The organism is Amycolatopsis sp. NPDC004169, from assembly GCF_040610315.1.
Taxonomy (GTDB): domain Bacteria; phylum Actinomycetota; class Actinomycetes; order Mycobacteriales; family Pseudonocardiaceae; genus Amycolatopsis.
This window is the reverse complement of the sequence record NZ_JBEXMD010000019.1, coordinates 38423-62652: the sequence shown is the minus strand read 5'-3', so window position 1 is coordinate 62652 and position 24230 is coordinate 38423. Positions and strand designations below refer to the sequence as shown.

19 protein-coding genes are annotated in these 24230 nt (G+C 72.2%); 15 read left to right on the top strand and 4 right to left on the bottom strand.

Annotated elements, in window-relative coordinates; translation table 11 throughout:
• Position 1: 1 nt before the first annotated feature.
• Positions 2-1630 carry a ricin-type beta-trefoil lectin domain protein gene (locus ABZX11_RS25010; protein ID WP_354916940.1) on the bottom strand — a complete coding sequence of 543 codons (1629 nt, stop codon included), beginning with the start codon at positions 1628-1630 and terminating at the stop codon, positions 2-4.
• Between the two features lie 243 nt (positions 1631-1873).
• On the opposite strand from ABZX11_RS25010, the gene ABZX11_RS25005 reads away from it, so the two are divergent.
• From ABZX11_RS25005 to ABZX11_RS24970, 8 genes are all read left to right on the top strand, one after another.
• Complete coding sequence (locus tag ABZX11_RS25005) at positions 1874-4750, top strand: glycoside hydrolase family 9 protein (protein ID WP_354916937.1); 2877 nt, start codon at positions 1874-1876, stop codon at positions 4748-4750.
• A gap of 168 nt (positions 4751-4918) precedes the next feature.
• Complete coding sequence (locus ABZX11_RS25000; protein WP_354916934.1) at positions 4919-5644, top strand: ABC transporter ATP-binding protein; 726 nt, start codon at positions 4919-4921, stop codon at positions 5642-5644.
• Entirely contained in the window at positions 5641-6366 is a 726-nt protein-coding gene (locus ABZX11_RS24995; RefSeq protein ID WP_354916931.1) for an ABC transporter permease, read from the top strand. The genes ABZX11_RS25000 and ABZX11_RS24995 overlap by 4 nt, the downstream gene beginning before the upstream one ends.
• A 62-nt stretch (positions 6367-6428) precedes the next feature.
• On the top strand, positions 6429-6779 hold the full coding sequence (locus tag ABZX11_RS24990; protein WP_176175523.1) for a UBP-type zinc finger domain-containing protein: 351 nt from the start codon (positions 6429-6431) through the stop codon (positions 6777-6779).
• A 152-nt stretch (positions 6780-6931) separates the two neighbouring features.
• Positions 6932-7864 carry an ATP-binding cassette domain-containing protein gene (locus ABZX11_RS24985; RefSeq protein ID WP_176175524.1) on the top strand — a complete coding sequence of 311 codons (933 nt, stop codon included), beginning with the start codon at positions 6932-6934 and terminating at the stop codon, positions 7862-7864.
• Positions 7861-8676 (top strand): ABC transporter permease, encoded by an 816-nt coding sequence (locus ABZX11_RS24980; protein ID WP_176175525.1) that lies wholly within the window; start codon positions 7861-7863, stop codon positions 8674-8676. The genes ABZX11_RS24985 and ABZX11_RS24980 overlap by 4 nt, the downstream gene beginning before the upstream one ends.
• Positions 8677-8702: 26 nt before the next feature.
• Positions 8703-9968: a histidine kinase gene (locus ABZX11_RS24975; RefSeq protein ID WP_354916926.1), complete on the top strand. Its 1266-nt coding sequence runs from the start codon at positions 8703-8705 to the stop codon at positions 9966-9968.
• Positions 9965-10621, top strand: a complete 657-nt coding sequence (locus tag ABZX11_RS24970) for a response regulator transcription factor (protein WP_354916923.1) — start codon at positions 9965-9967, stop codon at positions 10619-10621. Before ABZX11_RS24975 ends, ABZX11_RS24970 begins: the two co-directional genes overlap by 4 nt.
• Positions 10622-10625: 4 nt before the next feature.
• On the opposite strand, the gene ABZX11_RS24965 is transcribed toward ABZX11_RS24970, so the two are convergent.
• On the bottom strand, positions 10626-11390 hold the full coding sequence (locus ABZX11_RS24965) for a DUF1206 domain-containing protein (RefSeq protein ID WP_354916920.1): 765 nt from the start codon (positions 11388-11390) through the stop codon (positions 10626-10628).
• Positions 11391-11599: 209 nt separating this feature from the next.
• Here ABZX11_RS24965 and ABZX11_RS24960 point away from each other — a divergent pair, with 209 nt between their 5' ends.
• From ABZX11_RS24960 to ABZX11_RS24945, 4 genes are all read left to right on the top strand, one after another.
• Positions 11600-13291: a hypothetical protein gene (locus tag ABZX11_RS24960; RefSeq protein ID WP_354916917.1), complete on the top strand. Its 1692-nt coding sequence runs from the start codon at positions 11600-11602 to the stop codon at positions 13289-13291.
• A gap of 31 nt (positions 13292-13322) precedes the next feature.
• Positions 13323-15773: a hypothetical protein gene (locus ABZX11_RS24955; RefSeq protein WP_354916914.1), complete on the top strand. Its 2451-nt coding sequence runs from the start codon at positions 13323-13325 to the stop codon at positions 15771-15773.
• A gap of 134 nt (positions 15774-15907) precedes the next feature.
• The gene (locus ABZX11_RS24950) at positions 15908-16933 is read left to right on the top strand and encodes a TIGR01777 family oxidoreductase (protein ID WP_354916911.1); all 1026 of its coding nucleotides are present in this window, start codon (positions 15908-15910) and stop codon (positions 16931-16933) included.
• Positions 16930-17472, top strand: a complete 543-nt coding sequence (locus tag ABZX11_RS24945) for a hypothetical protein (protein WP_354916908.1) — start codon at positions 16930-16932, stop codon at positions 17470-17472. Before ABZX11_RS24950 ends, ABZX11_RS24945 begins: the two co-directional genes overlap by 4 nt.
• On the opposite strand, the gene ABZX11_RS24940 is transcribed toward ABZX11_RS24945, so the two are convergent.
• A complete protein-coding gene (locus ABZX11_RS24940; protein WP_176175532.1) occupies positions 17459-17896 on the bottom strand; it encodes a VOC family protein in 438 nt (145 codons plus the stop codon). The genes ABZX11_RS24945 and ABZX11_RS24940 overlap by 14 nt on opposite strands.
• A 693-nt stretch (positions 17897-18589) precedes the next feature.
• Here ABZX11_RS24940 and ABZX11_RS24935 point away from each other — a divergent pair.
• From ABZX11_RS24935 to ABZX11_RS24925, 3 genes are all read left to right on the top strand, one after another.
• Positions 18590-18727, top strand: a complete 138-nt coding sequence (locus ABZX11_RS24935) for a hypothetical protein (RefSeq protein ID WP_354916905.1) — start codon at positions 18590-18592, stop codon at positions 18725-18727.
• Positions 18728-18813: 86 nt separating this feature from the next.
• Entirely contained in the window at positions 18814-19170 is a 357-nt protein-coding gene (locus ABZX11_RS24930) for a hypothetical protein (RefSeq protein ID WP_354916902.1), read from the top strand.
• Between the two features lie 14 nt (positions 19171-19184).
• Positions 19185-20342 (top strand): TIR domain-containing protein, encoded by a 1158-nt coding sequence (locus ABZX11_RS24925; RefSeq protein WP_354916899.1) that lies wholly within the window; start codon positions 19185-19187, stop codon positions 20340-20342.
• Here ABZX11_RS24925 and ABZX11_RS24920 read toward each other — a convergent pair.
• Positions 20323-24219, bottom strand: a complete 3897-nt coding sequence (locus ABZX11_RS24920) for a CHAT domain-containing protein (RefSeq protein ID WP_354916896.1) — start codon at positions 24217-24219, stop codon at positions 20323-20325. The two genes, ABZX11_RS24925 and ABZX11_RS24920, sit on opposite strands and share 20 nt — an antisense overlap.
• Positions 24220-24230: the final 11 nt, after the last annotated feature.

The window sequence follows — 24230 nt, the reverse complement described above, 5'->3', positions numbered from 1 at the left end:
CTCAGACGCGGCTCCACTTCTGGTTCGCCTGGCCGTTGCAGGACCACAGGATCGTCCGGGTCCCGTTGGCCGTCGCCGCGCCCTCGGCGTCGAGGCACAGTCCTGATTGGACGTTCCGCACCGTGTCGTCCGCTCCGAACGTCCACTTCTGGTTGTTCTGCCCGGTGCACGAGCGGCTCAGCACCTGCGCACCGCTCGAACCGCCCTCGAGGCACTTGTCGCCGTAGACGCGGACTTCCCCGTTGTCCCAGGTGGTCCAGAGCTGGTTGGCGGCGGTCTGGCAGTCCCACAGCAGCGTGCCCGCGCCGGAGACGGTCGAGGCGTTGTCGACGTCGAGGCAGCGGTTCGAGCCGGTGCCGCGCAGCCGCGACGTCGTGGACGCGAGCGGGGTGCCGCCCGAGACGCGGTAGACCGCGATGTCGTGGGCCGCCACGTTCGCGCTGATCGTGCCGCCGGTGGCCGACGTGCCGCCGGTCCACAGGTCGGTCAGGGTGAACGACGACCCGGCGAGCCCGATCTGCGCCGCGGTGGTGCTGATCGTCGTCGTGCCGCTGCCGCGGTTGAGCAGCCCGACGGCGACGGAGCCGTCCGACAGCGGCTTGGCGAAGACCTCGGTGTTGCCGTCGTCGCGGACCCGGCGGCCGCCGGCACCCCGGCTGTCCTGGTCGACCGCCAGCAGGCGCGGGTTGCGCAGGACCGCGCTGATGTCCGCGGACATCGAGCGGATGTCGTTGCCCGCCATCAGCGGCGCGGCCATCAGGGCCCAGAGGGCGAAGTGGGCGCGGGACTCGGTCAGCGACAGCCCGGGCCGTCCGACGACGAGCATGTCCGGGTCGTTCCAGTGCCCGGGCCCGGCCTGCGCGGTCAGCGGCGCGGTGACGTCGAGGACGTTGCCGACGCCCATCGGGTAGCTGTTGGTGTTGCCGTTCTGCCAGATGTCGAGCAGGTCTTCGGTGGTGCGCCACAGGTCGGCGACCTGGCCCCAGTCGTACTTGTCGCCGGTGATGGCGTGGTAGCTGTTGGGGTTGATGCTGTAGACGATCGACCGCCCGGTCCCGCGCAGCGCGTCGCGCATCAGGCCGAACCGGCTGACCTGCTCGTCGCGGGTGCCGGCGGGGGAGCACCAGTCGTACTTGAGGTAGTCGACGCCCCAGGAGGCGAAGGTGCGGGCATCCTGGGCTTCGTGGCCCTGGCTGCCGGTCGAACCGGGGTAGGTGCCGCCGCGCTGGGCGCAGGTGCGGTCGGTGGGGACCTGGTAGATGCCGAACTTCAGGCCGCGGGCGTGGATGTAGTCGCCGAGGGCCTTCATGCCGCTGGGGAACTTCGACGCGTTGCCGCGCAGGTTGCCCTGGGAGTCGCGCTGCGGGTCGAACCAGCAGTCGTCGACGACGACGTACTGGTAGCCCGCGTCGCGCATGCCGGAGGAGACCAGCGCGTCGGCGGCCTGGTGGATGGTGGCCTCGGAGACGTTGCAGCCGAAGCTGTTCCAGCTGTTCCAGCCCAGTGGCGGGGTCACCGCCGGGCTCCCGGGGGCGGCGACGGCGGCCGGCGGCACGGCCGTGGACAACGACAGCGCGGCGGCCGTCGCGGCGAGCAGGTGCAGGACCCGTGAACGGGTTCGAGCGGGCATCGTTGCCCCTTTCCGGACGGGGAACCGAGAGTTAGCGCTAACACTTTTGGTTTCGCCGACTGCGGTGAAACTTTCCGAAAGTTTTCGCTGTGGCCGACCCGTGGCCCACGTATGTATAGACGAAGGTTCCTGCCGCGTCCAGCCTCCTCCGCGGATCATTGCCAAAGCCGCACCCGCGTGATTACAGTCCCCTGTCTGGGAGCGCTCCCACTGCCGCCGAGCTCGACGACGAGGAGATGGCGAATGCGGGTAAGAAGATTCCGGGCTGGACTGGTGTTGCTGGCCGTGACGGCGCTCGGGCTGACAGCGGGTTCCGTGCCCGCGTCCGCCGCCGACTACGAGCGGCTCCTCAACGGCACCTTCGCCAGTGGCACGATCGACCCCTGGTGGGCCGGGTCCGGGACCACCGGCCGCGTCACCGGCGGCGAGTTCTGCACCGACGTCACCGGCGGCACGGCCAACGGCTACGACGCCCTGGTCGGCCAGAACGGCGTCCCGTTCGAGGCGGGGCAGCAGTACACGCTGAAGTTCGACGCCCACGCGACGACCACCCAGCAGATCTCCGCCGTCGCGGGCGAAGCGGTCTCGCCCTACCGGCAGATCTCCCGCACCGACCTGACGGTCACGCCGTCGACGCAGCACTTCACCGTCACCTTCACGTCCACATTGGACTTCCCGGGCGCCGGCAACGGCCAGCTGGCCTTCTGGTTCGGCGGCCAGGCCGCGAACAACACCGTCTGCCTGGACAACATCTCGCTGGTCGGCGGCGTGATCCCGCCCGGCGGCCTGCCGCCGACCAGTGGCATCCGGGTGAACCAGGAGAGCTACACCCCCGGCCTGCCCAAGCACGCCACGGTGATCAACAGCTCGACGAGCCCGGTGACCTGGACGCTGCGCAACGCGGCCGGCACCGCGGTGGCCACCGGCCAGACCCGCCCGCGCGGCGCCGACGCCGCCTCCGGCGAGAACGTCCACGACATCGACTTCTCGGCCTACGACACCGCGGGCACCGGCTACACCCTCGCCGTCGGCTCGGACACGAGCTTCCCGTTCGACATCGCCGCCGACGGGCTGAAGAAACTGCGCTACGACGCCCTGGCGTTCTTCTACCACCAGCGCAGCGGGATCGCGATCGACGCCCAGTACGTCGGGGCCACCTACGCGCGGCCCGCGGGCCACGTGAACGTCGCGCCGAACCAGGGCGACAACAACGTCCCCTGCCGGTCGGACCTGAACTGCGGCTACACCCTCGACGTCCGCGGCGGCTGGTACGACGCCGGTGACCACGGCAAGTACGTCGTCAACGGCGGCATCGCGACCTGGGAGCTGCTCGACGAGTACGAGCGCGCGCTGAAGCTCGGCGACGCGAGCGCGCTGGGCGACGGCAAGCTGGCCATCCCGGAGCGGGCCAACGGCGTCCCCGACATCCTCGACGAAGCCCGCTGGGAGGTCGACTTCCTGCTCTCCATGCAGGTGCCCGACGGCAAGCCGAACGCGGGCATGGTGCACCACAAGATCCACGACGCGGCCTGGACCGCCCTGCCCACCCGGCCCGACCAGGACAGCCAGCCGCGCCGGCTCTCCCCGCCGAGCACGGCGGCCACGCTGAACATGGCCGCCGTCGCCGCCCAGGCGTCCCGGCTGTGGCGGACGATCGACCCGGCCTACTCGGCGAAGCTGCTCGCGGCGTCGGAGAAGGCCTACGCCGCGGCGAAGGCCAACCCGGCCGTGCTCGCCGACCCGAACGACGGGACCGGCGGCGGCACCTACAGCGACAACACGGTGACCGACGAGTTCTACTGGGCGGCCGCGGAGCTGTTCGCGACCACGGGGAAGAGCGCCTACCGCACCGACGTCACCGGCTCGTCGCTCTACCGCGGCGTCAGCTTCAACACCCACGGCTTCGACTGGGGCTCGACGGGCGCGCTCGGCGACATCACGCTCGCCCTGGTGCCCACCGACCTGCCCGGGGCGGACGTCGCGGCGATCAAGTCGGCCGTCACCACCACCGCCGACAGCCACCTCGCGCAGATGGCGGGCATGGGCTACCCGGCGCCATACCGGACCGCCGACGGCACCTACGAGTGGGGCTCCAACGGCCTGGTGGCCAACAACGGCGTGGTGCTCGCACTGGCGTACGACTTCACCAAGCTGGACAAGTACCGCGACGGCGCGTTCCAGGCGATGGACTACCTGCTGGGCCGCAACCCGGCGAACTACTCCTACGTCTCCGGCCACGGTGACCAGGCGGTGCAGAACGTGCACCACCGGTTCTGGGCGCACGAGCTGGACCCCTCGCTGCCGATCGCGCCGCCCGGGGCGCTGTCCGGTGGGCCCAACAGCGGCCTGCAGGACCCGACGGCGGCCCGGCTGCTCGCCGGCTGCGCGCCCCAGCGCTGCTTCGTCGACGACATCCAGGCGTACTCGGTGAACGAGGTCGCGATCAACTGGAACTCGGCGCTGGCCTGGCTGGCGAACTGGACGGCCGAGAAGTCGCCGTCCGCCGTCGACACGACCGCGCCGGCCGCGGCAGGCAAGCCCGCCGTGTCCGCGGTGTCCGCCACCGGCGCCACGGTGAGCTGGGCGGCGTCCTCGGACGCGGAGAGCGGGATCAAGAACTACGACGTCGTCAGCGTCACCGGCTCGGCCCGCAAGGTCCTCGCCACCGTCACCGGGACGTCCGCGACCTTGACCGGGCTGTCACCCTCGACGGCCTACACCCTGGTCGTGGTGGCCCGCAACGGCGCCGGCCTGACCGGCCCGGACTCGGCGTCGACGCAGTTCACGACCCTGCCGGACGCCTCGGGCGGCGGCTGCGCGGTGGTCTACACGGCGAACTCGTGGACCGGCGGCTTCACCGCGTACCTCACGGTGACCAACACCGGGACGGCGACGTGGCCGACGTGGACGCTCAAGTTCGGCTTCCCCGGCAACCAGAAGGTGACCCAGGGCTGGTCGGCGACCTGGGCGCAGTCGGGTGCGGACGTCACCGCGACGGCGATGCCGTGGAACGCGTCGGTCGCGCCCGGCAAGTCGGTCTCGATCGGGTTCAACGGCAGCTTCACCGGCAGCAACCCGTCGCCGGCGGCCTTCGCGGTCAACGGGAAGACCTGCGGCTGAGGGGTTTCGATCGGCGGATCGCCGGACTCTCCGCTAGCGTTTGACCGGCAGGCAGGTGCGCCTCCTCCCCCCTCGGCGCACCTGCCTGCTCTTCTGTCCTCGTCCGGGCCTTGTCCCGGCCCGTCCCGGCGCTCACCATGAGTGGTCCGGGGCGGGAAGGAGGACGCCGTGGACGAGCCGGCGATCGCCGTGACCGACCTGCGGGTCCACCGCGGTGGCGAAGAGGTGCTGCGCGACATCGGGTTCACCTTGCGGCGCGGGACGGTGACCGGCCTGCTGGGCCCCAACGGCTGCGGCAAGAGCACGCTGATGCGCTCGATCGTGGGCGTTCAGCTGGTGGCGTCGGGCCGGGTGGACGTGCTCGGCCGTCCCGCGGGCAGCCCCGGGCTGCGGCGGCGGATCGGCTACGCGACCCAGGACCCGGCGATCTACGCGGACCTGACGGTGACCGAGGCCCTGCGGTACTTCGCCGCGGTGCTCGGCGCGCCACCGTCGGATGTGGACCGGGTGATCACCCGGACGGGACTCACCACCTCGGCCCGCGTCCTGGTCGGCCGCCTGTCCGGCGGCCAGCGCGGCCGGGCCAACCTGGCGGTGGCGCTGCTGGGCACCCCCGAGCTGCTGGTGCTGGACGAGCCGACGGTGGGCTCCGACCCCGAACTGCGCGACGAGCTGTGGCGGCTGTTCCACGACCTGGCGGCCACCGGCGTCACCCTGCTGATCTCCAGCCACGTCATGGACGAGGCGGCCCGGTGCGACGACCTCCTGCTGCTGCACCGCGGCAGGCTCCTCGCCCGCAGCACGCCGGAGGCCCTGCGGGCGCGCACCGGCGCCCCCGACCTCGAGCAGGCGTTCCTGCGCCTGATCAGGGGACGCGCGGAGGCGGCGCGGTGAGCGCGCCGGCCACCACCCGCCGGATCCTGACCCAGCTGCGGCACGACCCGCGCACGGTGGTGCTGCTGGTCGCGGTGCCCAGCGTGCTGATGGTCCTGCTGCGGTTCGTGCTGAACTCGGAGCAGCGGTTCAGCGCGGTCGCCCCGGCGTTGCTCGGCATCTTCCCGTTCACGATCATGTTCCTGCTGACGTCGGTGACGACGTTGCGCGAGCGCACGACGGGCACGCTCGAGCGCCTGATGACGCTGCCGATCGGCAAGCTCGACCTGATCCTCGGCTACGCGCTGGCGTTCGGCCTGCTGGCGGTGCTGCAGGTGGTGGTGGCGGCCGGCATCTCGCTCATGTGGCTCGGGCTGGACATCGCCGGTTCGATCTGGGTGCTGCTGCTCATCGTGGTCCTGGACGCCCTGCTCGGCACGGCGCTGGGCCTGTTCGTCAGCGCGTTCGCCCGTACGGAGTTCCAGGCCATCCAGTTCCTGCCGGTGTTCGTGCTGCCGCAGTTCCTGCTGTGCGGCCTGTTCGTGCCGCGGGGCGAGATGGGCTGGGTGCTGAGCGCGGTGTCGGACGTCCTGCCGCTGTCCTACGCGGTGGACGCCCTCACCCAGGTGACCCGCTCGGGCGAGGTCGACGGCACGCTGGTCCGCGACATCGGCATCATCGCGGGCTGCGTGGTCCTGGCTTTGCTGCTGGGTGCGGCGACACTGCGCCGACGCACCCCCTGAGGCCGCTGCGGCTCCTCCGTCATCGCGCCTAAAGTGGGCGGGACCCGAGCAGAGGAGTTCGCATGCAAGGCGTAGATCCCTCCGTGCCGCCCAGTGGCACGGGTTGTGCGGACTGCGACGCCGCCGATCCGCAAGGCTGGTGGTTCCACCTCCGGCGCTGTGCGGAGTGCGGCCACATCGGCTGTTGCGATTCCTCGCCCGGCCGGCACGCCAGTGGCCACGCCGCCGCCAGCGGGCACCGGCTGGCGCGCAGCTTCGAGCCCGGCGAAGAGTGGTTCTGGGACTACGGCGAAGAAGTGCTCTACGAATCCGGGCCCGCACTCGCCGCGCCCGAACACCGGCCGGTCGACCAGCCCGCTCCCGGGCCGGCCGGCCGCGTGCCCGCCGACTGGGCCCGGCACCTGCACCAGTAACCGCTCTCGTCCCGTCGGCACCGTCCACTCCGGAGCGGGTGGTACCGCGGTACCACCCGCCCGCCGGAATTCCCCCGCCGGTACCACGGATCGCGCCGGTCCCGCTCCTAGCGTGAGGAGGAGACGACCCACGCGACCACAGGGGAACGACGATGATCGAGGCACTGCAGCTCACCAAGCGGTACGGGGAGAAAACCGCGGTCGACCACCTGGACTTCACCGTCCGGCCCGGCGCCGTCACCGGCTTCCTCGGCCCGAACGGCGCCGGCAAGTCCACCACCATGCGGCTGATCCTCGGGCTGGATGCCCCGACCGGCGGCTCGGTGCGCGTCAACGGCCGCCCCTACGCCCGGCACCGCGCCCCGCTGCAGGAGGTCGGGGCGCTGCTGGAAGCGAAGTCGATCCACCCCGGCCGGTCCGCCTTCGACCACCTGCTCGCGCAGGCTCACACGCACGGCATCCCGCGGCGGCGGGTCGACGAGGTGATCGAGCTGGCCGGGCTGCAGCCGGTGGCGAAGAAGCGCGCCGGCGGGTTCTCCCTCGGCATGGGCCAGCGCCTCGGCATCGCCGCCGCCCTGCTCGGCGACCCGGCGACGGTGCTGCTCGACGAGCCGGTCAACGGCCTCGATCCCGAGGGCGTCCTGTGGATCCGCACCCTGCTCGGCGAGCTCGCCGCCGAGGGGCGCACGGTCTTCGTGTCCTCGCACCTGATGTCCGAGATGGCGCTGGTCGCCGAGCACCTGGTGATCGTCGGCCGCGGCCGGCTGCTCGCCGACACCACGGTGGCCGACCTGGTCCGCGAAGCCGGCGGCGGCACCGTGCAGGTGGCCACCGCCGACCCCGCGCGGCTGCGGGAGGTCCTGGCCGGTCCCGGTGTCGAGATCACCGGCCAGGCGGGCTCCGAGCAGCTGCAGGTGACCGGCCTGTCCGCGCGGGCGATCGGCCTGAAGGCCGCCGAGCACGGCGTCGCGCTGTTCGAGCTCACCGCCCGGGCCGTCTCCCTCGAGCAGGCCTTCATGGACCTGACCAGGGACGCCGTCGAGTACCACGGCACCGGCGTCGAAACCCTCGGGAGGGCGGCATGAACGCGGTGACACTCGTCGAACGGCCCGCCTACCGGGTGACCGGACGCCGCGTGCTGCGTTCGGAGTGGTCGAAGCTGTGGTCGCTGCGCTCGACGTGGATCACCCTCGGCCTCGGGTGCGTGTTCCTGGTGGCCGTCGGCCTGATCGCCGCGGCGCAGTACTCGCCCCAGCCCACCGGCGGGAACCTCGACGACGACTTCGCCAACGCCACCGCGGTCAGCCTGTCCCTGTTCGGCCTGACGTTCGCTCAGCTGGCGCTGGGCGTCCTCGGCGTGCTGGTGACCGCGGGCGAGTACTCCACCGGCATGATCCGCTCGACGCTGGCCGCGGTCCCGCGCCGCCTGCCGGTGCTGTGGGCGAAGTCGGCGGTGTTCGGCGTGGTCGCCCTCGTCGTCGGCGTCGTAAGCGTGTTCGTCACCTTCGTGATCGTCTCCGGCGTGGTGGCCGGGACACCGGCGGCGCTCACGCTGTCGTCGCCGGGCGTGGTGCGCAGCCTGCTGGGCGCGGGCCTCTACCTCGGCCTGGTCGGGGTGCTCGGGGCCGCGCTCGGTGCCCTGCTGCGGTCGGTCGCCGGCGGCATCTCGGTGCTGGTGGCGGTCCTGATGCTGATCCCCGGCCTGCTGTCGCTGCTGCCCGCGAGCTGGCACGACGAGATCGGGCCGTACCTGCCCAGCAACGCGGGCCAGGCCATGTACGCCCTGACCCACGACAGCACGTCCTTGTCGCCGGCCGCGGGGTTGGCCGTGTTCCTGGGCTGGACGGCCCTCGCACTCGCCGGCGCGGCCTACCGGCTCGTCCGGACCGACGGCTGAGCCGCGTTTTCGTCCACCATGGACAGGTGACCGAGGTGAACGGCGACGCACTGGGGCACCCGCTGCTCACCCAGGCGATCCGGATCAGGCAGCGGCTGCGGCGGACGGACCGGGCCCACCCGTGGCTCCTCGACGCGGCCGTGGTGGCCGGGGTCGTCCTGCTGTTCTGCGTGCCGGAGTTCGTGCGGTTCGACGACGGCGACGACGGCCCGCTGCCGATCACGTTCACGCAGCTGCCGGTGCCCGCGACGCTGGCTCTGCAGGCCGGCCTGGTGCTGCCCCTGCTGGCGCGGCGGCGGGCACCGACGGCGGCGTTCGCCGTGATCGCAGCGGTGTTCGTGCGGCAGTGGTCGCTGGGCTCGTTCCTGCGGGCCGACGTGGCCCTGCTCGTCGCGCTCTACAGCGTGGCGCTGCACGGCCGCGTCCGGCACCTGGCGTGGGTGGGCGCGGCCGTGGCCGGGCTCATCGTCCCGGTCGCGGTGCGCGTCTCCGCGGTGGTGTCCGTGTGGGGCGCGCTGTTCTTCCTGATCAGCACGGCGGTCGCGGCCGCCGCGCTGGGGCTGGCGGTGCGGATCCGCCGGGCCCAGCTGGCCGCCCTGCGCGAGCGCGCGGCCCGGCTGGAGGTCGAGCGCGACCAGCGCAGCAGGCTGGCCACCGCCACCGAACGCACCCGGGTGGCCCGGGAGATGCACGACATCATCGGCCACAACCTGTCCGTCATCATCAGCCTGGCCGACGGCGGCGCGTACGCGGCCGAAGCGGCGCCCGAGCGGAGCCGGGAAGCGCTCCGGCTCGTCGGGGAGTCCGGACGCCAGGCACTGGGCGAGCTCCGGCGCATGCTGGGTGTCCTGCGCGAGCAGGCGGCTGCGCCGGAGCTGCACCCGCAGCCCCGCATCGCCGACATCGACGCGCTGTGCGGGCGGCTGCGCGCGGCCGGGCCGGAGGTCGTCCTCCGGTCCGGCGGCGAGCTGGAAGCCCTGGACCGCGGGGTGCAGCTGATGGCCTACCGGATCGTCCAGGAGGCGCTCACGAACACGTTGAAGCACGCCGGTCCCGGCATGCGCGTCGACGTCACGCTGTCCGCCGACGGCGCGCGGCTGCGCATCCGCGTCCAGGACACCGGCCCGCCGGACGGCCGCCGGCCGTCCCACGGCGAAGGGCACGGGCTCACCGGCATGAGGGAGCGCGCGGCCCTCTACGGCGGCACGCTCGTCGCCGGCCCGGTCCCGGGCGGCGGCTGGGCCGTGCAGGCGGTCCTCGACGTCACCCCGCTCCCGGGGAGCCCGGCGTGACCAGCGTGCTCATCGTGGACGACCAGGCCCTGCAGCGGTTCGGCTTCCGCATGCTGCTGGAGGCGGCACCCGGCACGGAGGTGGTGGGCGAAGCGGCCCACGGCGCGGAAGCGGTGCGCCGCACGGCCGAGCTGCGTCCCGACGTGGTCCTGATGGACATCCGCATGCCGGGCATGGACGGCATCGAAGCGACCCGCCGCATCGTCGCGGGCGGCGGCCGGTCGAGGGTGCTGGTGCTGACGACGTTCGACCTCGACGAGTACGCGCACGCGGCGCTGCGGGCGGGTGCGAGCGGATTCCTGCTCAAGGACGCCCACCCGGAGGAGCTGCTCGCCGGGATCCGCGCGGTGGCCAGGGGAGACGCGGTCGTCGCGCCGGCGCTGACCCGGCGTCTCCTCGACGCGTACGCCCACCACCTGCCGCCGGTGTCCGGCGGCGCCCCGGACGACCCGCGCTGGGCGGCGCTGACCGAGCGCGAGCGCGAGATCCTGGTCGCCATCGGCCGGGGGTGGACGAACGGCGAGATCGCGTCGCGGCTGGTGCTCTCGGAGTCGACGGTGAAGACGCACGTGGGCCGGGTCCTGGCGAAGATCGGCGCCCGCGACCGCATCCAGGCGGTGATCACCGCCTACGACCTCGGCCTGACGCGCTGAGCCGTCACAGCCGCCGGAACCGGGCCTCCAGCAGCGCGAACACGCCGAACACCGCGATCCCGAGCGCCAGCGCGAGCAACAAGGCCGGCCCGTACGGCTGCACGGCCAGCGTCTTCAGCGCCGGGTCCAGCCCGCCGGCCTTGGCCGGGTCGTACCGGACGGCCGCGAGCACCAACATCGCTCCCACCGTGGCGTACAGGACACCCACCGCGCACCAGCCGACCTGGCCGAGTCGGGTGGCCGACAACCGCACGGTGGGGGAGGCACCGCCGAAGTCGAGGTCGCGGAGGAACTTCTTCCGCGCGCCCCGGTAGGCGAGCCACCCGGCGACGGCGATGACGAGCACACCCGCGGCGATCACCGCGGCCGCACCCCACGGCCATCCCAGCACGGCCGCGACCACCGAGCCGGCCTTGCCGGAAGTACCCGTCGCCGTCTTGGCGGCGCTGTAGGCGACCAGGCCGTAAAGAACGACTTCGACCCCGCTGACCGACCGCCGCACCCAGCGGCGCCGGGGTGCGGCGTGCCGGTGGCCGGTGAGCGCCTCGCTGAGCTGCCACAGCGCGAGCACGCCGGTGCCGCCCGCAACCAGCCACAACAGCCACGCACCCCCCTCGGCGGCGACGAGCTGCAGCGCCCCGGCCTTGTCGGCCCGTTCGTGGTCGCCGAGCGCCACCTGCGCGGCCAGCCAGGCGACGATCAGGTGGACGGCCGCGTAGCAGGTCAGCCCGATCCGGGCGAGCAGGCGGAAAACTCTCAGTTCGGGCATGAAGGTGAGTTTTGCTCACATCGATGGGGTTTGGCCAGCGTGCGGGGTCACGGATCGGGCGGGCACCACCTGCGCCGCGTCGTAGGTCGGCGTAATACCAGGCGAAGGCCGCGGTCTGCACCTGATCGGCGAAGTCCCCACCGTGTATCTCTCGCCCGCCTTCGCGCTCTTGAGTTCTGGCCGGATGCCGGAGATCGACGGAGGGCGCCATGCCGGAGCAACGCGAGTCCCGACCTGCCCTCGTGGCCGGCTCCCTCGTCGACCGGGAGCGGGGTGAACCCGTCGCCGGCGTGCGGCTTGCCGTCCAGGTCCGGCTCGGCAACTGCTCCCACGACCTCGCCGCCGGGAGCACCGACGCCGACGGCCGGTTCTCCCTCACCCCGGGCGACAACGTTCCCGCCTGGCTCGTCCGGGTCGTCACCTGCGGCCAAGGCGAAGGGGAAGGCGAACCCGTCACCATCACCGGCACCCTCGGAGACCGGCCGCCGCAGGACCTCGTCACCACCCGGCCGGGTGACTTCCTCCGGCTGACCATCGACGTCCCGCCCGCCCAAGTCGACTGGGCCGTCTTCAACCGGCCCGGTGAAGGCCGGATCGACGAGCTGCTCGCCCTGGTCCGCGACCCCGCCGTCGTCCCGGACCAGGCCGTCCGCGTGCGGGCCGTCGCCGAGCTCGAGGCCGCCTTCCTCGATCCCTCCGGCGTCCTGAGCGGCTTCGGCCCGCTCCCGCCGTGGGCCACCCTCGCCCACGACTTCGCCGCCTACGCAGCCGGCCTCGGCGACCACCCGGAAACCGGACCGGCGCTGCAGGAGCTGCGCACCCGGCTCGACAGCTTCGCCGACCTGTCCCAAGTGGACTGGCCGATCGACTTCGGCGCGCTCGGCCAGACCGGGCTTTCGGGCCTGCTCAACAAGTACGCCGACCGATTCACCGCAGGAAACATCCTCGACGGCCCGTTGATCGGCGCGCTCAACCCGGCCATCGGCTACCGCGACTACCTCCTCGGCGTCTGGGCCAAGCTCTGCGCCTACGACGACTACTGGCTCCAGCAAGGCGGCGAAAAGCCCCTCACCGCCACCGAAGCCCGCGCCCAGCTGACTGCCCGCTTCCGCCAGGACTTCACCACCCGCGACACCAGCCCGCGGCCCGCGAACGAACTGGCCATCGGCACGGTCACGCGCATCCTCACCGACCCCGCCCCGACCGGCTACGGCCTGCCCGCCGCCTCGCTCCCCGACCGCGGAGACATGGATGCGAGGTCCTATCTGGACAGTCTGATCGTCCTTTCCGGAGTGACAGCCAGAGAGCTCGGCCTGCGGTTCCGGATCGACCTGACCCGGTCCGGTCCGGCGACCAGCACTCTCGTCGCCGAAAACACCGCCACGCTGCTGGGTTTCTTCCGCGACAGCTTCCAGTCGGCGCCGGATCCCTTCCACACCCCGCCGGACGTCCGCAACCGCACCATCATCCCGGACGTCCAGCGCGGCCGGGCGCCGTTCTTCCTGGAGTACGAGGAATGGCTGGCCGCGACCGCGCCCTTCTACCCCGAGAACGTCCTGTCCATCGCCCGCTCCCTGCGCGCCGGCGACCTCGCCGGCACCAAGCCCGGGCCGCCCTGGCAGGTGAAGGCGGTCGCGGTGTTCGCCGACGTCGCGAAGATCGACAAGCTGCTGCTGCAGGGCGAATACCCGCAGGCGCTGTCCCTGATCGACACGACGACGTCCGCCGCACTGGAACTGATCAAGGAGCAACAGAAGGCCGGTTACCCGCTGGAGCCGCCCATGCTGGCCCGCAGGCGGCTGCCGGTCACCACGAAAGCGCACGGCCGCGTTCGAGCGGTTCCTCGGGTTCGGCTCGGCGTTCTTCAGCGAGCCGACGTACGACTTCCCGTTCCCGGGTGACTGGAACGGCAAGCGCCTGACCGCCGGGCTGGTGCTGTACGCGACGTACTTCGCCTGGGTGTGGCGGTCGGACGTGCTGCTCGCCACCGGCCGCTTCACCGAGGCCGCGAAGTGCCTCGAAGGCCTGCTCGGCGTGGCCATCGGCGCGGCGGCGCAGGACGATCCGGCCGGGTACAAGACGATCTGGAACGCCGGCGTACCCGAGCTGTACACCGACGGCCCCCTGCCATCCACAATGGACCGCTCGGACAAGGCCCAGGTGGTGCAACCGGATCTCAGCGCGCCCGATGCCATCCCGTACGGCAGCACGTTCGACGACTACAGCCAGCTCCGGCCGCCGAAGGTGGCCGGCCTGCTGCACCGCGTCGACCGCCAGTTCCTGCAGCTGCGCCTGGGCGCGGTGCTGCTCGAATGGGCGGACACGCTCTTCCGCGCCGACGAACCGGCGAGCGCGGCGCGCGCACGGGAACTCTACAAAGCCGTGCTGTGGCTGCACGGCGACGACCCGCAGGTGGGGCCGTCCTGGCAGGGTGGTGTTCCCGGCGGTTACGTCGGCGCGTCGGCGAACCCGGCCGTGGTCGCGCAGGTCGCCCGCGCCCGGCTCGGCTTCACCCGGATCGAAGCCGGGCTGAACTACTTCGGCGGCACCGAAGCGACCGTCCCGGTGCAGCGCTACCGCACCCTCAAGGACGCCGCCGACCGGTTCGCCGCGCTGGCGAAGGCCGCCGAGCGCGACTTCCTCGCCGCCACCGCGCACCTCGAAGACCTGGCGATCGAGCGGCTGCGCACGTCCAACCTGCTCGCCAAGGCCACCGCGCAGAAGGCGATCGCCGGCGAGCAGGCGCAGATCGCCGCCTACCAGGTCGTCCTCGCGCAGAAGCAGGTCACCGACGTCGAGGCGCAGATCGCGGCGAAGAAGGCCGAGATCGCCGACCACGACAGCTTCTTCGGGCAGCTGTCGGACTTCGCGTCGGGCCTGGTCAAGACGTTCACCGGGCTGCCCGGCTTCGCCACCAAGGGCATCGGCGAAGGCTTCGCCGCCGAACTCGGGCTGGGCGACGCCTCGGCGTCCGGACTGCTCGGCCTCGGCGCGGGCGCGTCCGTGCTCGCCGGCTTCGGCGCGTTCTACTACGCCGGCTACACGAGCATGTCCGGGATGGCCGCCGCCTACAGCGGCCGCGCGGGCGAGCTGAAGCGCCTGCAGGACGTCGCCCTGCCGCTGGCCAAGGGCAACGTCGACGCCAAGCAGCGCGAGGTGACCATCGCCAAGCTGCAGGCCACCATCGCCGACGCCGACATCCGGCTCGCGAACGACCTGCTCGCGTTCACCACCCTGCGCCTGCTCAACGCCGAGTTCTGGACCGCCGTCACCCAGGTGCTGCGCCGCGTCCTGCGCCGCTACCTCGACCTCGGGGCGTGGGCCGGCTGGCTCGCCGAACGCGCCCTCGCCTTCGAGCAGGACCGGCACCTGCGCATCGTCCGGATGGACTACCTGGCCCGCGACCTCTCCGGCGTGACCGGCGCCGACCAGCTCCAAGGCGACCTCGCCGAGCTCGAGGCCGCCCGGATCGCGGGGGAACGCGCGCTGGTCCCGTACCGCTACGTGCTGTCGCTGGCCGAGGAGTTCCCGCTCGCCTTCGGGGCGCTGAAGGCGCGTGGCCGGTGCTCATTCGCCACCTCGGAAGGTGCCGCGCGCGCGTTCTTCCCCGGCACGTTCGGCCACCGCGTCCGCAGTCTCGCCGTCGAGGTCCGGATGCTCACCGCGGGCCGGCGCGTCCGCGGCACCCTGGTCAACCACGGCGTTTCGCAGGCCAGCACGGACGAAACCCTGGCGACGCGCCCGCTGCTGCGGTTCGCCGACGCGGTCGCGGTCTCCGAAAGCGGCACCCCGGCCCCCGACGGCCACGACGTCCTCGGCCCGTTCGAAGGCATCGGCCTGGACACCGGCTGGACCCTGCACCTGGACCGCGACGCGGAAGCGTGGGACACGATCACCGACGTCGTCATCCGGATCGACGGGCTCACCCGGTTCTCGGAGGCGCTCCGCCAGGCCCCGGCGACCCCGGCGGCGGGCCGGCTCCTGCTGGTCTCGGCGGCCCGGTTCGCCCCGGAGGCGCTGGGCGCCATCAAGGCCGGTGGCGGCGGCGCGCTGGAGCTCGACTTCGGCAAGGTGCCGTACCCGGTGGCGGAGCAGAACCGCCGCGTCACCAACGTGTTCGTCGCCCTGCCGGGCAGCGCGGACCCGGCGGTCTCGGCCACCCTCGACCTCGCGGGCGCGGCGACGGCGTTCACGTGCGAAGCGGGGATCGCGCTCTCCAACGGCGAACCGCTCCGCCTGCCGGGCAGCCCGTCGCCCGACCAGCCGCTCAACGCCGCGATCGGCGAGCCGGTCGAGCAGCCGTGGCGCTTCACCCTGGCCGGCGACCTTTCCAGCCTGCAGGACGTCGTGGTGGGCGTCGAGTACTCCGCCGATCCGGTCTAAGCGGCGCTGACGTCGCCTGGCCGGGTGATTTGCATCGGGTCTGCAACGAAATACCGGTCGTTCGAGGTGCGACCCCGCGATCTTGCTCTTACGCTCTGCCCAGCAATGCATCGTCCGTGCATCGAGGGGTGGTCGTGGGCAGGAGCTCTCGCCGGGGCATCCGGACGGCGGACACCACCCCGGAGGCGTTCCGGCGTTCGATGTCCGCCTATCGGCACGGGCAGCTGGCCGCCGCCACGGTCGCGCACCGCCGGTACCGGCACGACCCGCTGACGGTTGCCGTGACCGGGGCGGGCGGGCTGGTCGGCACGGCGCTGACGGCGTTGCTGACCACCGGCGGGCACCAGGTCGTCCGCCTGGTGCGCCGGGCGGCGGAGGCGCCGGGCGAGCGGACGTGGCAGCCGGAGGAACCTGCCGCCGATCTGCTCGCCGGCGTCGACGCTGTGGTGCACCTGGCCGCCGCCCCGCTCACCGGCCGGAGCCGGGAAGCGGTGCGCGACAGCCGGATCGGGCCGACGCGGGCCTTGGCGGAGCTGGCCGCCCGCACGCCGGACGGGCCGAAGGTGTTCGTCTCGGCGTCCGCGGTCGCCTACTACGGCCCCGGCCGGGGTGACGAGCTGTTCGACGAGGAAAGTGGGCGGGGACAAGGGTTCCTGGCCGAAGTCGTCGCCGGCTGGGAAGCGGCCGCGGCTTCGGAGTTGCGTGTGGTGTTGGTGCGCACAGGCCTGGTGCTGAGCCCACGCGGCGGCCTGCTGCGGGCGCAGTACCCGCTGTTCGCCGCCGGGCTGGGCGGCCCGATGGGGTCGGGACGGCAGTGGATGCCGTGGATCGGCGTCGACGACCTGGCCGACGTCTACCTGCGGGCCGTGACCGACACCGTCCTCAGTGGACCGGTCAACGCGGTGAGCCCGGAGCCGGTGCGCAATGCCGAGTACGCGAGCACGCTCGCGAGCGTGCTCGGCCGGCCGGCGCGGCCCGAGCTGCCGCCGTTCGGCCCGCACCTGCTGCTGGGGGAGGACGGCCGGAGCGAACTGGCGGTCGCCGACCAGCACGTGGCGCCGCGACGGCTGCTCGAGTTGGGGCACGAGTTCCGCCACCCCCGCCTGGCCGACGCGCTCGGCCACCTGCTCGGCGCCGTCACGGTCGGTGAGCCGGCGTGAAGCGCTGGACGGCGGGCAAACGCCTGCGGCAGCTGCTGGTGTTCGTGCACGTGGTGGTGTCGGTCGGCTGGATGGGCGCCGGCGCGGCCAACGTCGTGCTGGCGATGACGGCCCACTACACGGACCGGCCGGACGTGCGCGGCGTGTGCTACCTGATGGTCGACCGGATCGACGTGTTCGTGGTGATCCCGGCGGCGTTCACCAGCCTCGTCGGCGGTGTGGTGCTGTGCGTGGTCACGAAGTGGGGGATAGCGCGGCACTGGTGGGTGCTGGTGAAACTGGTGCTGACGGTGGCGGTGATCCTGTACAGCACGTACGGCTTGGGTGTCTGGGTGGAGGAGAGCATGGCCGCGGGAGGCCGCCCAAGCCCGGTAAGCGGCCGGCTGGCTTACGGTGCGGCGGTGAACCTGGTGGCGTTCTTGTTCATGACGTGGGTATCGATAGCCAAGCCGTGGGGCCGGACACCGTGGCACCGGCCGGTCCCTGCCCGCGCCCGCGTCCGCCGTGATCCGGTTGCCGCGTCGGTCAGTTCTTCTTGAGTTCCTGGGCCAGCATGACGATGATGCCGCTGGGGCCCCGGACGTAGGTGAGTTTGTAGATGTCTTCGTAGGTGGCAACACCCCGAAGCGGGTGACAGCCGTGTTTTGCGGCTGTTTCGAGGGCTGCATCGATGTCATCGACGGAGAAGGCGACTCGGTGCATGCCGATTTCGTTGGGACGAGTGGGGTTCGATTCGATCGCTTGGGGGTGGATGTACTCGAACAGCTCCAGGCGGCCTTGGCCGTCCGGGGTTTGGAGCATGGCGATCTTGGCGTGGTTGCCGTCGAGGTCGACGGCCGTGTCAGCCCAATCGCCGCTGATCGTATCGCGGCCGAGCAGCGTCAGGCCGAGGTCGGTGAAGAAGGCTATTGCTGCCTCGATGTCTCGGACCGCGATGCCGACGTTCTCGAGTTTGATGGTCATGGTGCCTGTCTTGGGTCTTGATTTGCAGTGCCTGGGTGGCCTCCACCGGCCCGAACGCCGGATTGTTCAACGGGTGGGAGGTTGTGTCAAGGCGGGAAAGCGTGCCTTGACACAACCTCCCACCCGCTGAAGCGGCTGCGTATCGGGTCGGCGGGGGGGTGTGGTTGGTGGGGCGACGCTGCCGCGCCGTGGCGGTGCGCAGCCGGTCCGGCGCTGCCGCGTTGAGCCTGTCGGGTTTCCGCCCACGCGCCCGCACGACTGTGGGCCGCCCGGACGCTGGCCAGGAAGTAGTACGCCTTGAGCACCAGGTCCGTCCCGGGGTGCGTGGAGTCAGCCACCTTCGCCTCGCCGCCGGACCCGGGCAGCGGCTCGAAGCCGCCGAGCCGGGCGGCCAGCTCGGTCGGGAATGCGCCGGCGCGCCGTCCAGACCACGCAAGAGCATGCGGGCGGGCCTCGCGCCGGGTGCGTGGGCTGCGCTCGCGGTCTCCTCGCGGCGGGTGTCATCTTTCTGTCCGATATCCCAGCCGCTGACCCATTGGCTGTCCGTCAGAATTGCTCATGAGCAACGAATTCATGCTTTCGCGGCCGGACGGGTAACGGCAATACCGGCCGGAACGAATGAACGGAGGCGTTGCCCGCCGTGCGTCGGCCCGGCTGGTCGCGAAATCGCCCGAACGGGTCCGGAGGACACTGATGACGAGCACCGAAACGGTCGCGACCGCGGCGGCGCAGGCACTGTTCCAGGTCAACGCCGGCGGCGCGGTCTCGTGCAGCCGCAGTGGCCCGGCGTCGTCGGAACGCACGCGTCGCTGGGCGAGAAAAACACCGTGACGGCGGAGTTCGCACTGTCCACCGCGAACTGGCCGGACCGCCCGGCCAGGACACCCGCCGACGACCGGAGCGCGATCCTGCGGGCTTTGCGCGAAATCGCCGCGCCCGAGTTGCTGTCGCGCAGGTGGACTTTCGCCACCCATGACGACGGTGTGGTGAACAGCGGCCTTGATATCACATTCTTCGAGTCGCCGCCGGGTGCCGCCGTGACGCCCGCCGTGCCGGCCCCGCCCGCACCCGTGCCCGGCGCCCGCTTCACCACGAACATCGTCAACGCCGCCGACGCCGCGCTCCGGAGTGGGGCGGCCGGCTGCGCCGGGCTGTACCGGACGACGCTGCTGAGCCACGAAAAGTTCGGTGCCGGACGGCCGGACGTCCGGACCACGCTGCGGGCGGGGCGGATCTCGTTCCGATGCCTTGTCGAAGAAGTCACCACCGCATGACCCAGGGAGGATCCGTGCTTTCGTCGACGGAAAAGCCGATGGCGGGCAGTGTCCCGCTGTTCCTGGACGTCTTCGTGAGATCCGTCGAGATGGCGCCCGACGGCATCGCGATCGGCCTGATCCGGTTCTCCGGCTGGCAGCTGCACCGGATCGATCCGCTGCCGGCCGGCTTCGCCGGGCACGCGGCCTATCTGGTCCGGGTGAACTACGAGTTCGACGTGCCGCCCGGGGAGATGCCGCCGGCTTGGGCCGAGGTGCAGTTCGAGTTCGACGCCGCCGATGTGATGGTGGTCGACGCGATCCCGCGCACCGTCTCGGCCGCCGAGCCCCCACGCACCTACGAGCTGACCGGGCAGCTCAACTTCGTCCGCCGCACCGACGGCGGCTCCTGCTGGGCGGCCGACGCCAGCGAGGCCAACATCGCGCTGCCCGCGGTCGGGCCGGAGGTGACCTGCTCCGGCCTGGGCGGCGCCAGGGCGCGGTGGCGGCATTCCGGCGGTGTCCACGCCGGCACGCACACCGCGTGGCTGGTCCTGCTGGCCCCAGCCGACTGCACCGAGCTGCCGGTGCTGGCCGGCGGTGCCTACAACTTGACGGAGGACGGCGGGCTCGTCCTCCGCGCGAGCGGCCAGCCGGACGCCTTCACCGTGCGGCTCCCCGGAGCGCCGGAACCGGACGTCCCGGCCATGCCGGCCGGAGACGGCAGGCCCCGCGTCTTCGTCTCGTACGCGCAGGAGTCCCCGGCGCACAAGAAGGCCGTCATGAAGCTGTGCCGGCTGCTGCGCCGGACTGGCGTCGACGTGCGCGTCGACCAGGACGGCCTGGAACGCCGCCGCAACTGGGACGCGTGGACGACGACCCAGCTCCTGCGTAGCGACTACGTGATCGTCGTGGCGTCACCGGTGTACAAAGCGGTCGGCGACGGCGAACTGACCGACGGGACACGCCACCGCGGCGTCCGGTCGGAGTACGACAGGCTGGCCGACCTCATGCACCGCGAGCGGGAGCTGTGGACGAGGAAGGTGCTGCCGGTCGTCCTGCCGGGCCGGTCACCCGACGAGATCCCGCTGACCTTCCTCCCCGCGATCTCCGACCACTACATCCTTTCCGCCATCACCGCGGACGCGGCCGCCGACCTGCTGAAGGTGCTGTTCACCGACCCTGCGGCGTGAACCCCGCCCAGCTCTCGATGCCGATCGCGCGGGAGCCGGGCGGCCGCATGTCCAGCAGTGCCTCCGGCAGCCCGTCGAGCGACGGCGAATCCTCGAGCAGAGCGATCTGCGCCCGCCGCAACGCCTCGGCCGGCGGGAGACCGTGGCGGCGCAGGTTCTCGTGAAACAGCCACATCAGCGCGGCCGTGGACCAGCCGGCGGGCACCCGCCACAGGGAGCCGACGACGGTCCGGGCGCCGATCGCCAGGAAGGTCGCGGAGAGGGACAGCGCCTCGTCGTAGTCCACTCCGGACACCTGGGTCGTGCACCCGGCCAGCACGACCAGCGCGAGTTCGAGGGGCCGGGCGGGACTCAACTCCAGGAGGTCCCGCGCCGACAGCGCACCACCGGACAGTTCGATCCGGGACCGCAGGGGGCTGCGCACGTCCGCGAGGGCGTGGCAGGCGAGGTGCAGCACGCCGAGCGGGTCGCGCAGGTGCTCCCGCACCTCGCCGGGGGTGCCCGGACCGGCCGGGGCCGGGATCCACCAGTGGGCCTGTCCGGTGCCGCCCAGGAAGCGGCCGCCGGGGTAGCAGGAGTCGCGGATGGCCAGCGCTTCGGCTGCGCCGTCGGGCAGGTCGCCGACGGGGTTCCCGACGAGCAAGGCGGCGTCGCCGCGCACGTCGGGGCGCGCCATGGCTTCGCAGAGCAGCCGCCCCGAGGGGACGTACGAGACGGTCGCGTCCTGCACGAGGTGCCGGTCGTGGCCGTCGACCCGCCGGTACGCGGCGTGCCACGGCACCAGGCCCAGGACGCCCAGCGGGACCAGCACGAGCCGCGGATCGCACCCCGCGACCTCGGTGGCGTGGGCGAGGAGCGCGCCGGCCGCGGCGTCCCAGGCCCAGCCGCAGACTTCGCTCAGCTCGGTGCGCCACTGCCGGTACTCCGGGCCGCTCGGATCCGGCGCGGCGTCCCATGCGGCGTAGGCCTCCTGGTAGCGCTTGACCGCCTCGGCTTCGCTCAGCTTCGGCAGGGGCCGCACCACCGGGTCACCCTCCACCGGGACGAGGACGGCGAGCGCGCCGTGGTGGTCGTTCGCCGGCAGGAGGTAGGCGAGCACGTCGGAACCCTGCGCGCGCAGGGCGTTCCGGAGCTCCTCGACGGTGGGCGGGCTGAGCAGGTCTTCCGAGTCCTTCGCCAGCACCCGGAGCACCTTGCGCCGCAGGGCACCCCAGCCGGTGGCCGGGCCACCGTGCCCGGGGGCCAGTGGCTCGTCGACGCCACCGGTGGACTCCCATTCGCGCGCCAGCTCGTCCTGGCCCAGGGCGCCGAGCTGGGCCGAGACCGACCGGGTGGTGTTGGCCGACCGCAGCACCAGGCTGCGCCGTGCGTCGACGATCTGGACGAGCTCGGCCACCGCGTCGTCCTCGACGCACCAGGCGGCGAGCCGGTCGGCGGCGTCCATCGCCGTGCGCGCGATTTCCATCGCGTGCTCGCTTTCGGACTGGATCAGCACCCGCCAGGCGGCGTTCTCGACGACCTGCCGGGCGAGTTTGCGGCTTTCGGCGAAGTCCCCGGGACGGCCGCGCCGCCGCAGCGCGGCGGCGAGTGAGGTCGTCTGCTCGGTGAGCAGCGGGGTGCCGTCCCTGCGGATCCCGGTGAGACACCCCCGGTAGGCTTCGATGGCCCGTTCCAGCGCTTCAATGTCGCTCGGGTCCAGCAGCGAGAGGTTGTCGTACGCGACGGCTCGCGGCACGTGGAGCCCCAACGCCTCCTCGGCGTCGGCCGGTACCTCCACCTCCGACCAGCGCGCGCAGATTTCCCGCAACGCAGCGACATCTTTGTTCCTGATGGCGACGAGCGCTTCGTCGCTGGCCATTACCGGTGCCAGAAACTTCCAGAGCCACGATTCGGTGCGCACGCGGTCGCGGACGGGCGGCAGGTCGGTCCCCAAGGCGGCTGCCCCGGCACGGAGGACACCTTCGAGCAGGTCGTAGAGCGGTTCGCTGGTCGGGTCGGGCGGCAGTGCGTCCAGCAGGTCCCAGGCACGCCGAGCGAGCTCGAAGATCTCCCGCATCTCCTTCCCCGCGTGGACGGCTCGGCTCACCTCGAAGAACCCGTGCATCGCCGCGGCTTCGGCGCGCTTGGCCGGATCTTCAGCTTCGTCGTCGCGGATGCCGGCTATGTGCGTCAACCCGGTGTCCAAGGCGCTCAAGGATCCGGTGGCCGATCCGACCGTGGCGATCAAGTTGGTCGCCAGCGACGGGAGGTCGTCGAGGCCCTCCGGCAACTCCGCTCCGGTGAGCACGCGGCGCAGGGCGGAGAAATCCGCGTCGCCGTCCCCGGCGACGATCCGGGCGGTGTTGCCGAAGAATTCTGTCATCGCTTCCAGCAGCGGCCGGAGTTCCGGACCCAGGTCCAGGACGTCGACGGCGTTCTGGAACAGCGGGCCCATGGAGTTCAGCAAGGTGCGGAACGCGCCGAGGTCGGTGGTCACGCCGTGGCCGCCCTTGGTGACGAGGTAGTACCAGGACATCCCGACCGTGTACGAGAGCAAAGCCGCTTCTTCGGAAAGGGCGCTCGCAGCTGCCGCCTCGTCGACGGCCGCGTGTGCCTGCCGCACCCACTCCACGACCGGCTGCCGGGCCAGCAGCTCGCGCAGCTCCGGCCGGTTGCCGTCCTGGAAGACCGCTTGGAGCCGCCGAGCGTGGAACTCGTACGTCAAGTTCGGATCGGGGACCGGGAGCCCGATGCCGTGGCCGACTGCTTCCAGGACCGCGTCCGCGTGGCGCTGGTCTCCGGTCCGTTCGAACAGCTCACTGTGCGTCTCGGCGAGCCGGCTCCAGACGAGCCAGTCGTCCACGGCTTCCGCGTCCTGGCCGGTGGCGCCGCGGGCCAGCCACTCGGCGGCCGCGGTGAGGTCGGCGAGGCTGCCGGTTTCCTCTCCGCGATCGAGCAGCGCTTCGCCGTACCACACCGCGGTTTCCGGTTCGGCCGGGTCGGCGACGACGGCGAGGCTGTCGATGATCCGGTCGAGGTCGTCGGGATCCGGGTTCTCGGCCTGCGCCCGGCGCGTCTGTAGCAGCATGGCCACCAGCAGGTGACGCACCGGCCGTGCGGGGTCGTCGTGCGGGGTGGTCTCGACGGCCGCCGTCGCCAAGGCGAGGGCGGTGTGCAGATCGTCCGGGTTCTCGTCTTTCCGGTAACGGTCGCGGTGGAGGCCGGCCAGCAACCACATGCCCTCCGGCAGCGCCGGGTGCCCGGCCGGCAGGCCGCCCAGCGCGGCGTCCACCAGCGTGATCGCGTGCCGCAGGTCGGTGTCGCCGGCCAGGAGGTCGTACCGGACGCTGAGCAGCCGGCCGCGGTGCAAGTCCAGCAGCGCGCGATCCGCGGGATCCGCCAGCTGCTCGCCCAGCACGGACAGCGCCGCCAGTGTGTCGTCGAGTTCGTACCGGCGCGTTTCAGCGGACAGGTAGTCGTCGCTCCAGATCGCTCCCAGCCGGTCCGCGCGGATGTCGGCCACCGTGAGCACCGCTTCGGCGAGCTCTTCGGCGGTCAGCGCGGTCGCGACCGCCTGCTCGCCCCAGTGCAGCGCCACAGTCCACTGTGTACCGTCCCCGGCAATGGCCCGGTAGGCGCGCCCCACCGCGAGCGCGGTCCGCCAGGAGCACGACAGCGGATCGTCGACGGTGAAGGCGAGTCCGTGCTCGAGCAGGAGAACCGCCGTGTCGAGGTCGGCCGCGAAGCCGGGGGCCGAGTCGTCGAGCGAATCCACCAAGAGGTAGCCGACGGCTCCGGTCCAGCTCGCGTCCACGGCCGCCGGCTCCCGCTCGACCTGCGCGGCCAGCTCGCCGGCCCGGCGGCGGAGCTCGGCTTCGCTCAGGTGCCCGGTCGTCATCGGCGGAAACC

Coding starts and splice junctions, on each gene's coding strand:
- ABZX11_RS25010 (WP_354916940.1), bottom strand. CDS start 1,630: ATGCCCGCTCGAACCCGTTCACGGGTCCTGCACCTGCTCGCCGCGACG.
- ABZX11_RS25005 (WP_354916937.1), top strand. CDS start 1,874: ATGCGGGTAAGAAGATTCCGGGCTGGACTGGTGTTGCTGGCCGTGACG.
- ABZX11_RS24990 (WP_176175523.1), top strand. CDS start 6,429: ATGCAAGGCGTAGATCCCTCCGTGCCGCCCAGTGGCACGGGTTGTGCG.
- ABZX11_RS24985 (WP_176175524.1), top strand. CDS start 6,932: ATGATCGAGGCACTGCAGCTCACCAAGCGGTACGGGGAGAAAACCGCG.
- ABZX11_RS24980 (WP_176175525.1), top strand. CDS start 7,861: ATGAACGCGGTGACACTCGTCGAACGGCCCGCCTACCGGGTGACCGGA.
- ABZX11_RS24965 (WP_354916920.1), bottom strand. CDS start 11,390: ATGCCCGAACTGAGAGTTTTCCGCCTGCTCGCCCGGATCGGGCTGACC.
- ABZX11_RS24960 (WP_354916917.1), top strand. CDS start 11,600: ATGCCGGAGCAACGCGAGTCCCGACCTGCCCTCGTGGCCGGCTCCCTC.
- ABZX11_RS24940 (WP_176175532.1), bottom strand. CDS start 17,896: ATGACCATCAAACTCGAGAACGTCGGCATCGCGGTCCGAGACATCGAG.
- ABZX11_RS24935 (WP_354916905.1), top strand. CDS start 18,590: ATGACGAGCACCGAAACGGTCGCGACCGCGGCGGCGCAGGCACTGTTC.
- ABZX11_RS24920 (WP_354916896.1), bottom strand. CDS start 24,219: ATGACGACCGGGCACCTGAGCGAAGCCGAGCTCCGCCGCCGGGCCGGC.